This window comes from Paraburkholderia sp. J41, from assembly GCF_905220235.1.
Classification (GTDB): Bacteria; Pseudomonadota; Gammaproteobacteria; order Burkholderiales; family Burkholderiaceae; genus Paraburkholderia.
Genome location: NZ_CAJMZE010000001.1, coordinates 352317 through 366382 on the forward strand (window position 1 = coordinate 352317; position 14066 = coordinate 366382).

The 14066-nt window shown below is 68.0% G+C and carries 11 protein-coding genes; 5 read left to right on the forward strand and 6 right to left on the reverse strand.

Going from position 1 to position 14066, the window contains the following annotated elements; genetic code table 11:
• Window positions 1-8: 8 nt before the first annotated feature.
• Complete coding sequence (locus tag U5805_RS01540; protein ID WP_322101659.1) at window positions 9-1319, reverse strand: DUF2252 family protein; 1311 nt, start codon at window positions 1317-1319, stop codon at window positions 9-11.
• Between the two features lie 239 nt (window positions 1320-1558).
• Here U5805_RS01540 and U5805_RS01545 point away from each other — a divergent pair, with 239 nt between their 5' ends.
• Entirely contained in the window at window positions 1559-2518 is a 960-nt protein-coding gene (locus U5805_RS01545) for a hypothetical protein (protein WP_322101660.1), read from the forward strand.
• 104 nt (window positions 2519-2622) lie between these two features.
• On the forward strand, window positions 2623-3039 hold the full coding sequence (locus tag U5805_RS01550; RefSeq protein WP_322101661.1) for a PPC domain-containing DNA-binding protein: 417 nt from the start codon (window positions 2623-2625) through the stop codon (window positions 3037-3039).
• Between the two features lie 59 nt (window positions 3040-3098).
• Here U5805_RS01550 and pdeM read toward each other — a convergent pair whose 3' ends face one another.
• From pdeM to U5805_RS01570, 4 genes are read right to left on the reverse strand one after another with little or no spacing between them, the layout of a single operon-like run.
• On the reverse strand, window positions 3099-3761 hold the full coding sequence (gene pdeM, locus U5805_RS01555; RefSeq protein WP_322101662.1) for a ligase-associated DNA damage response endonuclease PdeM: 663 nt from the start codon (window positions 3759-3761) through the stop codon (window positions 3099-3101).
• Entirely contained in the window at window positions 3751-6444 is a 2694-nt protein-coding gene (locus U5805_RS01560) for a ligase-associated DNA damage response DEXH box helicase (RefSeq protein ID WP_322101663.1), read from the reverse strand. Before U5805_RS01560 ends, pdeM begins: the two co-directional genes overlap by 11 nt.
• On the reverse strand, window positions 6441-8108 hold the full coding sequence (locus U5805_RS01565; RefSeq protein WP_322101664.1) for an ATP-dependent DNA ligase: 1668 nt from the start codon (window positions 8106-8108) through the stop codon (window positions 6441-6443). Before U5805_RS01565 ends, U5805_RS01560 begins: the two co-directional genes overlap by 4 nt.
• Complete coding sequence (locus tag U5805_RS01570; protein WP_322101665.1) at window positions 8105-9298, reverse strand: ligase-associated DNA damage response exonuclease; 1194 nt, start codon at window positions 9296-9298, stop codon at window positions 8105-8107. The genes U5805_RS01565 and U5805_RS01570 overlap by 4 nt, the downstream gene beginning before the upstream one ends.
• Window positions 9299-9524: 226 nt before the next feature.
• Between U5805_RS01570 and U5805_RS01575 the strand changes: the two genes are divergently transcribed.
• A complete protein-coding gene (locus tag U5805_RS01575; RefSeq protein ID WP_322101666.1) occupies window positions 9525-10025 on the forward strand; it encodes a MarR family winged helix-turn-helix transcriptional regulator in 501 nt (166 codons plus the stop codon).
• Window positions 10022-11446: a DHA2 family efflux MFS transporter permease subunit gene (locus U5805_RS01580; RefSeq protein ID WP_322101667.1), complete on the forward strand. Its 1425-nt coding sequence runs from the start codon at window positions 10022-10024 to the stop codon at window positions 11444-11446. The genes U5805_RS01575 and U5805_RS01580 overlap by 4 nt, the downstream gene beginning before the upstream one ends.
• Window positions 11447-11524: 78 nt before the next feature.
• On the opposite strand, the gene U5805_RS01585 is transcribed toward U5805_RS01580, so the two are convergent.
• Entirely contained in the window at window positions 11525-11776 is a 252-nt protein-coding gene (locus U5805_RS01585; protein WP_322101668.1) for a hypothetical protein, read from the reverse strand.
• Between the two features lie 273 nt (window positions 11777-12049).
• Between U5805_RS01585 and U5805_RS01590 the strand changes: the two genes are divergently transcribed.
• Entirely contained in the window at window positions 12050-13987 is a 1938-nt protein-coding gene (locus U5805_RS01590; protein WP_322101669.1) for a putative bifunctional diguanylate cyclase/phosphodiesterase, read from the forward strand.
• Window positions 13988-14066: the final 79 nt, after the last annotated feature.

The following is a 14066-nucleotide window of genomic DNA, read 5'->3' on the forward strand; positions in this document are numbered from 1 at the left end:
CGGCCGGCCTAATTGACGCCCGTTGCATAACGGCGGCAGTGTTCGAGATAGCCCGCTTCGTGGCTGCTCACGAGCTGCACGATGCTGTTCCAGAGCCACAGCGGCGCGTCGATGGTTTTCGAGCGGTTGCGGCGCAATTCGCCCAGCCATGCGCGGCGCGTGGGCGGGTCCATCTGGCGCGCGTGCGCCTTGCCCACCACGGCCGCGAGATAGAACGCCACCTCGCGCGCTTCGTGTTCGCCGATTTCGTCGATTTCGAGCTTGAGGTCTTGCGGCAGGAGTTCGCGGATCACGACGGCGCGGTCGAGCAGGCGCGCGGCCCGCATGCGTTCGCCGAGAAACGGCGAGAGATGGCGCGCGCCTTCCACCACGCGTTCCGCGTTGTCGCGCGGCATGGCGGCGTCGCCGTAGCGCGGCGCGGCCGCCTTCACGCCTTCCTTGATGTCCATGAGGCAAAGGTCGTCGCCCTCGATCACGCCGCCGTCCACGTCGAGCAGCACCGCATAACGCAGGCGTCCTAACGAACTGCATCCCTTGACCCAATAGGCGGCGTCGAGAATCTCCACTTCGCCGGTGTTCTTGCGCCCGCGCAGCCCGGCCGGCAGGCTCGCGATCGCTTCGTCGCGAAAGAGCGCGTCAATGGCTCTCGCTTCGCTGCGCGAAAGCGGCCAGAAGCGCTTGCCGAGCGGAATCGTCGGCTTGAGATCGTCGATGCGTTCCTCGGCGAGATGACGCCACGAGCGGCGCACGGCCTGCTTCATCGCGAGATGCACGGGCTCGGGACGCTCGGGCAGCGCGAACTTCGGCTGGCGCGTGGCGAACGCCGACTCGTAGCCGGCCGCGAGCGCTTCGATCATGTGTACGGTCGTGAGCCCCGCGAGCGCGGAGCCGCGCGCCGCCGTGGCGAGCGAAAGGCCGAGGCGCACGAGATCGTGCGCGGGATTGCCGATCACGGTCTGGTCCAGATCGCGGATATGGATCTCGACCTTGCCGTCCTGATTCGCGACCGGCCCGAGATTGCCGGTATGGCAGTCGCCGCAAATCCACACGGCGGGGCCTTGCGGCAGCGAATCGCCGTTGGCCTCCACGATCCATTCGTAGAACTGCGCGGTGTTGCCGCGCACGTAGGCGTGGGGCGAGCGCGCCATCTTGAGGCGCCGCTGCTCGGTGAGGATGGCCTGGCGGTCGTCGGGCTGCGGCAGGCGTTTGCCGCGTTTCGCGGGCTTTTCCTCGTGCTTTCCGGCCGGCTTTTCGCCGCGTTTTTCTCGTTTCGCGGCGACTGTGCCGGTCGCGCGCGGGCGGCGCTTGTCGTTGGCCATACACATTCCTTTGTTATGTCGATGATTCGGCTCGCATCGGCTGCGCGCGTTGGCGAACGCAAATCGCATGCCACGCGAAATGACGGCTAATTGAAAGCCTGACTTTGCGCGCGCGCAGGGTTCACGTGGTTTTCCGCAACCTCATGTAGCCTCTCGGGAACAGCCTGCACGCACGCGGGTCCACGCATCGGCGCCGCCTTTCGGCGGCACGTTCACTTTCCACACGGAGGGTACCGGCTGTGAATATCGACAACCCCAACCATGCCGACGACGCCGGCAACGACGGCACGCTGTACGTGCTTCAGGCGCGTCCTCCCGCGATCGTCGCGCTCTGGCCCGATGGCACGCACGAAGTCGTGCTCGCGAACCTCACGCGCACGCCCGACGGCATCAAGGTCGACGCTCGCAACGAGCTGATCTACTGGACCAACATGGGCACGGGCATTCATCTGGTCGATGGCGACCCGGTTTCCGGTCCGCTGCCGCCCAACGACGGCACCATCGAATGCGCGAAGCTCGACGGCAGCGGGCATCGCGTGCTCGTGGCTTCGGGCGAGGCGGGCACGCCCAAGGAAATCGTGCTCGACAAGGAAGGCGGCCACCTTTACTGGTGCGACCGCGAGGGCATGCGCGTGATGCGCGCGCGGCTCGACGGCGGCGACGTCACCGTTCTGGTGCGCACGGGCGAGTTCCCGCGCGATACCGCCGACGCCACGCGTCATTGCGTGGGCATTGTGCTCGACAAAGCCAACGGCCATCTCTACTGGACGCAGAAAGGCGCGCCCGACGCGGGCCAAGGCCGCATTTTCCGCGCGGGCATCGAGATGCCCGCCGGCGCACAGCCGCACGATCGCCCCGACGTGGAATGCCTGCTCGCCAATCTGCCCGAGCCGATCGACCTCGACATCGATCACCGCGACGGCATGCTCTACTGGACCGACCGCGGCGACGACTCGCACGACGGCAACACGCTCAATCGCGCGCGCATCACGGCGGCGGGGCTTACGGGCCACGAGGTGCTCGCGCGCGAGTTGAAGGAAGGCATCGGCGTGTCGCTCGACGCGCGCGGGCGCCGCGCGTTTGTCACCGACCTGGGCGGCAACGTGCGCGAACTCGACATCGACACGAAGGAAACCTCGCACTTCACGAGCGTCGCGCATCTCGGCCCGCTCACCGGCATTGATTTCGCCGCCACGTAGCGCTACGTGACGCGACGTAACGCTACGTAGCGCGACCTGACGCGTTTGCTTGCGCCGCCGCGCGAAAAGCGGCGGCGCGACGTTTTTATACCGGAGCGTATGCCATGCGCGTGCACCCCTTGCGTCTTTCTCCCGGCGACGACGTGCGTCACGCCGTGGTCGAAGCATTGAAGTCGTGCAACGCGAGCGCCGCGTTCGTGCTGCAAGGCATCGGCAGTCTCGGCGCGGCGCAGGTGCGCTTCGCGGGCGCCGAATTGCCCGCCGAACTGCGCGGCGACCTCGAAATCCTGACGCTCGCAGGGTCCGTTTCGCCCGACGGCGCGCATCTGCACGTGTGTGTTTCCGACGCGTGCGGTCACGTGTCGGGCGGCCATGTCGCGCCGGGCTGCATCGTTCGCACGACGGTGGAATTGCTGCTGGCGCTGCTGCCCGACCATCGCTTTTCGCGCGAGCACGATCCGCAAACCGGTTACGCGGAACTGACGATTCGGCAGGCCGGGCAACCAGACGGCGCTTCGTGACGGGCGCCTGGCGGGTAGCGGCGGGCAGCGGCGGGTAGCGGCGCGAGCCGCCGCGCGCTTCAGCGCTTGACGGGAAAGACCTTGTTTTCCGCGATCACGTACACGCTGTCGCGCGCGGCGCCGGCGCTCACTTCGAATCCGCCGGTGAACGCGCCGAACGCGGGCAGCACGCCCGCGCGGTCGCCAAACCGGAAGCACGGCAAGCGCACGCTGTCGAAGCCGCTGGCGAGCCGGAAAACCGGATGCTCGTGGCCCGCGAGCGCGTACGCGTGATCGACGTATTGAGGATGATGGCAGAGCGCCCACGGTCCGAGACGATACGGCTCGGCCACGGTATGCACGCCGAATTCGGCGGCGAGCGCGCCCGCGTGCCGGTCGTGATTGCCTTCGACGAGCAGCAGATGCAACTCGCGATGCCCCGCGCGCCAGCGGCGCAACGCATTCAGCATGTCCTGCGCATGAGATTCGCGCGCATGCAGCAAATCGCCGAGAAATACGAGGGATTGCGGCCGATGCGCGGCGATCAGCCGGTCGAGCCGCGCGAGCGTTTCGCCGGTCGAGCCGGCGGGAACCGGTATGCCGCGCGCGCGAAACACGGCGTCCTTGCCCAGATGCACGTCGGCGACGAACAGGCTTTGGCGCGCCGGGTCGTAGGCGGCACGCTCCGCGCTAAGCGTCAACGCATGACCGTTCACGTCGATGGTCAGCGAATCATCGCTCATGAGCGCCCTCGCGTTGCGCCGCTTTTTCGAGTTCCGCGAGCATGCGCTCGACGCGATCCGCGAGCTTTTCGGTGGTCACCTTTTCGCGCAGGCGCGCGACGATCAGCGGAAACGCGAACGGCGTGGGCTTTTTCGGCTGCGTGAGCACGAGCCGGCTTTCGTTCATGCGCACGAGCGCATCGCGCATGCGCTTGAGTTCGAGTTCCTGCAACATGACTTCCTGATCGGCTTGCGCGAGCAGCAGGTTCGCGCGGTCGTGCTTGCGGAACACTTCGTAAAAGAGTCCGCTGGACGCCTGCAATTGCCGCGCGCTTTTTTGCTGGCCCGGATGACCCTGAAAAACAAGCCCCGAAACGCGCGCGATCTCGCGAAAGCGCCGCGCGGCAAGTTCGGAGGCGTTGAGGCTCGCGAAGATGTCGTGTTCGAGATGGTCCGGCGAAAACAGGCCGTTTTCGATCAGCGCCTGCCAGTCGAACGGTTGCGCCGAAAGCAGCTCGAAGCCGTAGTCGTTCATGGAAATCGAGAACGTGCTGGGCCGATCGCGCGCCACGCGCCAGCCGATCAGCGCGCCGAGCCCGATATGCGCCATGCGCCCCGCGAACGGATAGCAAAAGCAGTGATAGCCCTCGCGCGTGCGCACGTTTTCCATCACCAGCACGCCTGGGCCGGGCAATGCGGACCACGCGTGCTGCAAGTCGAGCAGCGGCCTGATGGCGCGCATTTCGGGTTCGTCGTAAATGCCGTCGTTGGCGCGCGCCAGCATCACGAGCGCGGCCTCGGCCAGTTCCGACGACAACGGCATCTTGCTGCCCGCCCATTGCGGCATGGCGCCGCGCGAGGACGCGGCGCGCTTCACGTACGCGGTCATGTCGCGCACGCGCACGAGTTCGAGCGCGCGGCCGCCGAACGTGAAAACGTCGCCGGGCTTGAGCCGCGCGATGAACGACTCTTCCATCGCGCCGATCCGTCCGCCGGAGAGATAAGCCACGTTGATCGTCGCATTCGCCACGATGGTGCCGACGTTGTTGCGATGCCGCCGCACGAGGTCTTCGCGCGGCACGCGATACACGCCGTCGTCGCCGGCCACGACGCGGTGATAGTCGGGGTAGGCGCCGAGCGAGGCGCCGCCGCGTTCGACGAACGCGAGCGCCCAGTCGAATTCCGCTTGGGTGAGATCGCGATACGCATAGGCCGTGCGCACTTCGGCGTAGATGTCGCGGGGCGTGAAGCCGCCGCCGATCGCCACGGTCACGAGATGCTGAACGAGCACGTCGAGCGGCTTGAGCGGCATGTCGCGGCCTTCGATGCGCTGCGCGCCGATCGCGTAGCGCGCGGCCGCCGCCTCGACGAGTTCGAGCGCGTGCGTGGGCACGATGGTGACGCGCGAGATGCGTCCCGGTGCGTGGCCCGAGCGGCCCGCGCGCTGCATCAGGCGCGCGACGCCTTTGGGCGAGCCGATCTGGAACACGCGATCCACGGGCAGGAAATCGACGCCTAGATCGAGGCTCGAGGTACACACGACGGCCTTGAGCTTGCCGTTCTTCAGGCCGAGTTCGACCCAGTCGCGCACTTCCTTGTCGAGCGAGCCGTGATGCAGTGCGATCAGTCCCGCCCATTCGGGCCGCAATTCGAGCAGCGCGCGATACCAGATTTCCGATTGCGAGCGCGTGTTGGTGAAAACGAGCGAACTGCGCGCGGCGTCGATCTCGTCGGCGACCGCGCCCACCTGGCGTGTGCCGAGGTGCCCGCCCCACGGAAAGCGCTCGATTTTCTCGGGAATGAGCGTGTCGACGACGAGCGTTTTGGGTTGCGCGCCGCGCACCACCACGCGCGGCGTGCGCACGCAATGCAGCAGCGCGTCGTGCGCGAGCGCGAGATTGCCGAGCGTCGCCGAAAGCCCCCACACTTGCAGGCCGGGGCGCCAGCTTGCGAGCCGCGCGAGCGCGAGCTGCGTTTGCGTGCCGCGCTTGTTGCCGAGCAGCTCGTGCCATTCGTCGATCACCACGAGCCGCAGTTGCGCGAGTTCCTCGCGCGCATTCGTGCGCGTGAGCATCAGCGAAAGGCTTTCGGGCGTGGTGACGAGCGCCGAGGGCATGCGCCGGCTCTGGCGCGCGCGTTCGGCCGAGGAGGTGTCGCCCGTGCGCAAGCCCACGCTCCACGGCACGTTGAGCGCTTCCACGGCTTGCTGCAAGGCGCGCGCGCTGTCGGCGGCGAGCGCGCGCATCGGCGTGATCCAGAGCACGGTGAGCGGCGCGGGGAGCGTGGCCTTGCGCGACGCGGACGGCGTGCCGGCATATGCCGCGAGCGCGCCGAGCCATACGGCCCACGTCTTGCCCGCGCCCGTGGTGGCGTGCAAAAGCCCGCTCGCGCCGCGCGCGATTTCGCGCCATACGTCGCGCTGGAATGCGAAGGGCTGCCAGCCGCGCGCGGCAAACCAGCGGTCGATGCGCGCTTCGATGGGCGTGGCGGCTTCGGCCGGATCGTAGTGAAACGGCGCGGGCTTGAAGGTTTCCGCGATGGCGTCGAGCTTCGCCTGCGCGGCGCGGGTGCGGGGCACGCGGCGCGGGCGCGGCTTGCGCGACGGCCTCGTGCCGGAGGATCCGGCATCCGGACGATCGGGCGACGCGCCTTCGCCGATGTCGTCGCGATTGTCGGAAGCCCGGGAGTCGTTGGAATGGCTCATGCCCGCGCCTCGTCGAGAAAGCCCTTGAGCATGTCGAGCGTGTCGGCGTCGTCGATCGTCTTGTCGGTGCGCCAGCGCAGCATGCGCGGAAAACGCACCGCGATGCCCGACTTGTGGCGCGGGCTGGCCTGAATGCCTTCGAAGCCGATCTCGAATACGAGCGTGGGCGTCACGCTGCGCACCGGGCCGAATTTTTCGACCGTGGTTTTACGCACGATGGCGTCCACCTTGCGCATCTCCTCGTCGGTCAGTCCCGAATAGGCCTTCGCAAAGGGCACGAGCGTGCGCGCGCCGTCCACGTCGTCCCACACGGCGAAGGTGAAGTCGGTGTAGAGACTCGCGCGGCGGCCGTGGCCGCGTTGCGCGTAGAGCAGCACCGCGTCGATCGCATACGGGTCGATCTTCCACTTCCACCACGTGCCCGACGCTTTGGTGCGCCCCACGCCGTACATCGACGCGCGCTCCTTGAGCATGAGCCCTTCCACGCCGCGCGCGCGGCTTTCCTCGCGCAACGCGGCCAACGCGGGCCAGTCGTGCGCGGCGACGAGCGGCGAGACGCGCAGCAAGTCCACCGCGAGCGTTTGCGAAAGCGTCCGCGCGAGCGCGTCCAGACGCGCGCGCCGGTCGGCCAGCGGCTGCGTGCGCAAGTCGCGGCCGTTTTCTTCGAGCAAATCGTAGGCGAGCAGCGCGGCCGGCGAATCGGCGAGCACTTTTTTCGTCAGCGATTTGCGCGTGATGCGCGGTTGCAGGCGCGCGAACGGCAAGGGCGCGCTCGCGCCCGATTCCCACGCGAGGATTTCGCCGTCGATCACGGTGCCGTCGGGCAATGCCGCGCCGAGCGAGGCGAGTTCGGGAAAGCGCTCGGTCACGAGGTCCTCGCCGCGCGACCAGATCCAGACGCGGCCCGCGCGCTTGACGAGCTGCGCGCGTATGCCGTCCCATTTCCATTCGGCGAGCCAGTCGGAGACCGCGCCGAGCGTTTCGGGATCGGCCTGGAGCGGGTGCGCGAGAAAGAACGGATACGGCAAGCCGATGTCGCTTTCGTGCGGCGTTTCGATGTCGTCGCCTTCGGCCGCGGGCGCGATCAGCCGGAGATAGCGCGCGGCGCTGGGCGCCTGGCGCGAGTCGGTCCAGCCGACCATGCGTTGCGCGATGCGCTTGTGATCGACGTCGGCCACGCGGGCGAGCGCGCGCACCACGAGTTGCCGCGACACGCCCACGCGAAAGCCGCCGCCGATGAGCTTGGTGAGCAGAAAACGCTCGCTCCAGTTCAGTTCGTCCCAGTAGCCGGTCAGGCGTTCGCGCAGTTCCGGCGGCGCGAGCCCGCGCAAGGTCAGCACGCGTTGCTCGATCCATTGCGCGAGGCCGAGTTCCGATTCGCGCGTGGCGGGCGGCAGCACGTGCGCGATGGTTTCGGCGAGATCGCCCACGGCCTGATACGACTCTTCGAACAGCCATTCGGGCAGGCGCGCCCGCTCGCGCGCGCATTCGACCATCACGCGCGTGGGCACCGACTGGCGCGGCTTGCCGCCCGCGAGAAAGTACGACGCCCACGCGGCGTCCTCGGGTTCGGCCGCCGAGAAGTACGTGACCAGCGCTTCGAGCTTGTCGTTGGTGGAGGTCGTGGCGTCCAGCGCCGCGTAGAGCGCCGCGAAGCGTTTCATCGCGGCGCGCTCGCGGAAGGCGGAGCGGTTTCGGGTCCGGCTTGCGCTTCCGATGGCGTTTCCGATTGCGCTTCCGATTGCATTTCCGATTGCATTTCCGATTGCGCGCTCGCCGGCGCTCCCGTCTGCGCTTCGGCCGGCCTTTGTTCATGCGCTGCGATGTCGCCGTCGCCCGCGTTGTCGGCTTCGATCGCATCGTCGCCGTACTCGGTCGTGAAGGCGCTCGCGTCGAGCCCCTGTTCGCCGAGCCAGCGCACCATCGGCTCGATCTGGCCGTGCGTGACGATCACGCGTTGCGCGCCGGTCGCGCCGATGGCGTATTGCAGGCCGGGCCAGTCCGCATGATCGGACAGCACGAAGCCGCGGTCCACGCCGCGCCGGCGCCGCGTGCCGCGCAAGCGCATCCAGCCCGAGGCGAACGCGTCGCGATAGTCGCCGAAGCGCCGCATCCATGCGCTGCCTTGCGCGGAGGGCGGCGCGACGATCAGCGCGCCCTGGAACGCGGCCTTGTCGCGCGCGGCGATCTCGCTGACGAGCCGCGTGGCGGGCAAGTCGACGCCGGCTTCGCGGTAGGCGCGGTTGAGCGGCTCGACGGCGCCGTGGCAGAAGATCGGGCCGATGCCGCGATCCACGCTCGCCAGCACGCGCTGCGCCTTGCCGAACGAATAGCAGAACAGCACGGAGGCGTGCCCTTCGGCGGCATTGTGGCGCCACCACGCGTCGATGCTCTCGAAGACCGTGTGCGGCGGCTCCCAGCGATAGATCGGCAGGCCGAACGTGGATTCGGTGATGAAGGTGTCGCAACGCACGGGCTCGAACGGCGCGCAGGTCGGGTCGGGTTCCACCTTGTAGTCGCCCGACGCGACCCATACGCGGCCGCCGTGTTCGAGCCGCACTTGCGCCGAGCCGAGCACGTGGCCGGCGGGATGCAGCGAGAGGCGTACGCCGTTGATGTCGATGCGCTCGCCATAGGGCAGTCCTTGCACGTCGATGCCGGGCAGGCGCGAGCGCAGCACGCCAAGGCTCGCCTGCGTCGCGAGATAGCGCGCGTGGCCGAAGCGCGCGTGGTCGGCGTGCGCGTGCGTGATGACGGCGCGCTCGACGGGCCGCCACGGATCGATATAGAAGCCGCCGGGCGGGCAGTACAGGCCCTCGGGACGGGCGACGATCAGGTCGGAGGAAGCATCCACGCGTTCGGTGTATCGGCGGAAACAGGTCGGATCTAGCGTGGTAGCGAAAGTCGTTCCCGGCCCGCGCGGTGGCGGGATTGCATTTGCGCATGACGCGCCGCCCGGCGTCGGCAATGCGCCGGGAACGCCTTCGCGGCACGGCTTCACGGATTGCTTCGATACGTGCGCCTGGGAAATTCAACAGGTTAACTTGCAAGTCAATCTGTCGTGATCTATGCTGCGGGCCATGACACGCGCCCATCCTCCCGTCGAAACCGTCGTTGCCGACCTCATGCTGGCGGTCGGCCAGCTCGTGCGCCGCCTGCGCTCCGAAGCTCATCCCGGCGATCTCAATCTTTCGCAGTCCAGCGCGCTCGCGCGCCTCGAACGCGAAGGCCCGATGACCACGGCCGACCTCGCGCGCGCCGAGGCCATGAAGCCGCAGTCGATGAAGGCGATACTCGCGACGCTCGAGGAGGAAGGCTGCGTCGAGCGCCGGCCGCATCCCACCGACGGCCGGCAGATCCTGTTCGTGCCCACGGCAAAAGGGCTCGAGGAACGCAGCCGCACGCGGGCGGCCAAGCGCGCCTGGCTCGTCGGCCATCTCGCGCAATTCGACGAAGGCGAGATTCGCGCGCTCGCCGCCGCGCTGCCCATCATCCGCCGCCTGGGCGAAACGGCCGAGCCGCCCGCCGCTCGTCCCGACGCATCCGCCGCCGCCGATGCGCCGCCCGGGAGCCGCGCATGAGCGCGAGCGAGGCCACGTCGCTCGATAGCTCGATCTGGAAGATCACGGCCGTCGCGGTGCTCGGTTCGTTGCTCGCGCAACTGGACGCGACCATCGTCAACGTCTCGCTGTCCAGCCTCGCGCAAGACCTGCATTCGACGCTGTCCACGATCCAGTGGGTCACGAGTGGCTACCTGCTCGCGCTCACGTTCGTGTTGCCGCTGAACGGCTGGCTCATCGACCGTATCGGCGGAAAAGCGCTGTATTTAGGGTGTTTTGCGCTGTTCACGCTGAGTTCCGCGCTGTGCGGTCTCGCGTGGTCGGCCAGCTCGCTGATCGGCTTCCGGCTCTTGCAGGGCGTGAGCGGCGGCCTGCTCGCACCGATGGCGCAGATGATGATGAAGCGCGCGGCGGGCAGCCAGTTCACGCGCGTCGCGGGTTATGCGGCGTTTCCGGTGCTGCTCGGGCCGTTGCTCGGCCCCGTGATCGCGGGCGCGATCCTGCATTACGCCTCGTGGCGCTGGCTGTTTCTCGTGAATCTGCCGATCGGCGTGCTCGCGCTCGTGCTGGCGTTCCTGTTTCTCCCCGACGACAGCGAGGAGCGCCGGTCGCGCCAGCTCGACTGGCTCGGCCTCTTGCTGCTTTCGCCGGGACTCGCGCTCGTGCTGGCGGGCGCGGAGCGCATCGGCCAGCCTTTGGGTTGGGCGGCCGCGGCGGCGGGCGCCGCGCTGCTCGCGGTGTTCGTCGTCGTCGAAAAAGGCCGCGCGGGGCGCGCGTTGATCGACCTGCACCAGTTTCGCAGCCGCGCGTTCAGCGTGGCCGCCGTGGCGCAGTTTCTTTCGAACGGGGTGATGTTCGCGGGCCAAATGCTGATTCCGCTCTTTCTGATCCAGGCGTGCGGCCGCTCGCCCGCGACGATGGGCTGGATGCTCGCACCGCTCGGGCTCGGCATGATGGTCACGTTCCCTTCGTTGGGATTCCTGACGAACCGGTTCGGCTCGCGCAACGTGGCGGTGGGCGGCGCCGTGCTGGCGCTGGCTGCCACGCTCGCGCTCGTGTGGCTCGCGCAGCGCGGGCTCACGCTGTTGGTGCTCGCGCCCGCGCTTTTCCTGCGCGGCATGGGGCAGGGCGCCGTGGGCTTGCCGGCGATTTCGGTGGCATACGCGTCGGTCGAGCGCCGCGATTTGCCGATGGCCACCACGACGCTCAATATCGCGCAACGCCTGGGCGGCCCCACGCTCACGACGCTGTGCGCCGTCTTTCTCGCGTGGAGGCTCGGCCCGCACGCCGTGACGTGGGGCGTGAACGCCTGGTCCGCCGCGTTCGTGCTGCTCGCCGCGCTGCATGCGCTGACGGCGCTCGCGGCGCTGGGGCTGCCCGCCGAACGGTCCGCGCAAAAGGGCGAGCGCGGGGCGAGCGCGCGTGAGCATTTGACGCGCTGAGCCGGGCGTCGTCCAACGCCGTGAGAGGCCGTCGAACGCCGCGCGCACGGCCAACCCGCGTATCACGCGGCTCGCGCATCAGTTCGAATGCTGCGCGCCCGTGTCTTCGGCGGCATTCGCGCGCGGCGCGGAGCCGGAGCCGCCTTGCTTCGCCCCCGAGCCTTTCCCGCTCTTGCGCGCGGACTTGCCGCTCGACGGCGCGGCCGTGCTCGAAGCGGGCGTCGCGCTTTGCTGGCCGTAGGGCGCGGGACCGGTGCCTTGCGCCCAGGCGGGCGCGCAGACGAGCGCCGCGCCGATGGCGGCCGTCGTCCAGAGTATGCGTGCGTTCATCATGCCTCCCGCAGTTCGCGCAGATGGGTTGCGCTCCTCCCGCAACACGCGTGCCGCCGCGCCGGAAAAGAGGCTTTCGCGCGACGAAACGTAAGTTTTACCGAGGCGTGCGCGGCACGGCGGGCATAACTGCCGCGGCAGGCGTCCCTGTTTTCCCTACCCTCAAGCTTCGCAGGCGTGCGCCGTTATATCGACGATATGCACTTCCACTGGCCAGCCGCACGGTTGCCCAGACTTTGGCGGCCCCACGCCGCCCTGTGAGCCAAGTTCTGGATGCGGTCCCTTCTGCGTTACCTGATTCCGAAATCCCTGCAAACCGTCCTCGCGAAAGAGGAGGACGCGGCGTTGCTGCTTGCGCGCTCGCGCATCTTCACGTACCAGTTGCCGATGATGTACACGCTGTTGCTCGTCAACACTTGGGGCCTCGTGTTCGCGCATCTGCACGATCTGCCGGTCGGGCTCGGCCTGATCTTTCCGCTCGCGCTGAGCGGCGTGTGCCTGCTGCGCATGGCGCTGTGGCTGCGCCTGCGCGGCCGCGCGCTGACGCTCGAGATCGCGCGCAAGGCGCTGCGGCGCACGAACGTGCTCGCCGTGGTGCTCGCCGCGTGTTTCAGCGCGTGGGCGATTGCGCTGCTGCCGCACGGCGGCGCGAACCTGCGCTTTCACGTGGCGTTCTACATGGCGATCACGGCCATCGGCATCATTTTCTGCCTGATTCATCTGCTCGCGGCCGCCGTGGCGGTGACGATCATCGTCGACGGCGCGTTCGTCTTTACCTTCATGCGTTCGGGCAACGTGACGTTCGAGGCCATCGCGATCGACGCCGCGCTCGTGTCCATCTCCATGCTCGCGGTGTTCTTTCGGCACTACGAACATTTTCGCGAACTCGTGCGCGCGCAGGGCGAGAACTACCGGCTCGCGAATCTCGACAGCCTCACCTCGCTGCCGAACCGGCGCGCGTTCTTCTCGTTCCTCGACATTGCCTACGACACGGCCAAGGCGCACGGGCAGAACCTCGCCATCGGCATTATCGACCTCGACGGCTTCAAGCCGGTCAACGACCTGCACGGCCACGCGTTCGGCGACTCGGTGCTACAGGAAGTGGGCAAGCGGCTCAACCAGTTCGCCGCGCAGGGCACGGCGGTGGCGCGTCTTGGCGGCGACGAATTCGCGATCGTGGTGGACGACGATTGCCGCGAGGCGCGTCTGCGTGAACTGGGCCGTGCGGTGTGCGCGGAACTCGCGCGCCCCATCGTGGCGGGCGAACTGGCGATACGCGTGGGCGCGACCGTCGGGTTCGCGATTTTTTCGGCGCATTCGGCCAATGCGCGCGCGTTGTTCGAACACGCCGATTACGCGCTCTACCAGGGCAAGCGCCGCTCGCGCGGCTCGGTGGTGATTTTCTCGGAGGCGCACAAGGACGCGATCACGCGCGGCGGACGCGTCGCGCAGGCGCTGCAATCGGCCGACCTCGACAGCGAGATCAGCGTGGCGTATCAGCCCATTTTTTCGGTGGCGCGGCGCCACACGACCGGATTCGAAGCGCTCGCGCGCTGGAACAGCGGCGCGCTCGGCACGGTGTCGCCCGCCGAATTCATTCCCACGGCCGAACGTATCGGCTTCATCAACGAACTCACGCTCATTTTGCTGCGCAAGGCCTTGCGCGACGCGCGGAACTGGCCCGCGCATCTGCGGCTTTCGTTCAATCTTTCGGCGCACGATCTGGCTTCCGAAGAGGTGGTGAATGCGATTGGCGAGATCATCGAAACGAGCGGGTTCGATCCGCAACGGCTCGACTTCGAGATGACCGAAACCGCGATGATCCAGGACTTCGAGCAGGTGCAGATCGCCACGCGCGCGTTGCGTGCGCTCGGTTGCGGTATTTCGCTCGACGACTTCGGCACCGGCTATTCGAGCATGTCGTATCTGTGCCAGTTGCCGGTCACGCGCATCAAGATCGACCGGGCGTTCACGAAGCAGGTGTGCGAGAACGCGACGGCGCTTTCCGTGGTGCGCACGCTGCTCACGCTGAGCCGCCAGATGTCGCTCGAATGCGTGGTGGAAGGCGTCGAAAACGCCGACGAAATGACCTGCGTGGCGTCGCTGGGCGCGGACCTGATTCAAGGCTTTTATCGCTCGCGCCCGCTCGATGCGCAGGCGCTGCGCATCTATCTGGAAGGCGAGAACGATCCCGCGCCGCTCTGCGCGTGAGGGCGCGGATCGTGCCGATTGCGCGGATTGCGCGGATTGTGGCGATTGTTCCGATCGTGCCGATTGCACCGAGCGTGGC

Excerpts from the sequence above, each read along its gene's own strand:
- U5805_RS01575 (WP_322101666.1), top strand. The coding sequence starts at position 9,525 with ATGACACGCGCCCATCCTCCCGTCGAAACCGTCGTTGCCGACCTCATG.
- U5805_RS01590 (WP_322101669.1), top strand. The coding sequence starts at position 12,050 with ATGCGGTCCCTTCTGCGTTACCTGATTCCGAAATCCCTGCAAACCGTC.
- U5805_RS01580 (WP_322101667.1), top strand. The coding sequence starts at position 10,022 with ATGAGCGCGAGCGAGGCCACGTCGCTCGATAGCTCGATCTGGAAGATC.
- U5805_RS01550 (WP_322101661.1), top strand. The coding sequence starts at position 2,623 with ATGCGCGTGCACCCCTTGCGTCTTTCTCCCGGCGACGACGTGCGTCAC.
- U5805_RS01540 (WP_322101659.1), bottom strand. The coding sequence starts at position 1,319 with ATGGCCAACGACAAGCGCCGCCCGCGCGCGACCGGCACAGTCGCCGCG.
- U5805_RS01565 (WP_322101664.1), bottom strand. The coding sequence starts at position 8,108 with ATGAAACGCTTCGCGGCGCTCTACGCGGCGCTGGACGCCACGACCTCC.
- U5805_RS01560 (WP_322101663.1), bottom strand. The coding sequence starts at position 6,444 with ATGAGCCATTCCAACGACTCCCGGGCTTCCGACAATCGCGACGACATC.
- U5805_RS01585 (WP_322101668.1), bottom strand. The coding sequence starts at position 11,776 with ATGAACGCACGCATACTCTGGACGACGGCCGCCATCGGCGCGGCGCTC.
- pdeM (WP_322101662.1), bottom strand. The coding sequence starts at position 3,761 with ATGAGCGATGATTCGCTGACCATCGACGTGAACGGTCATGCGTTGACG.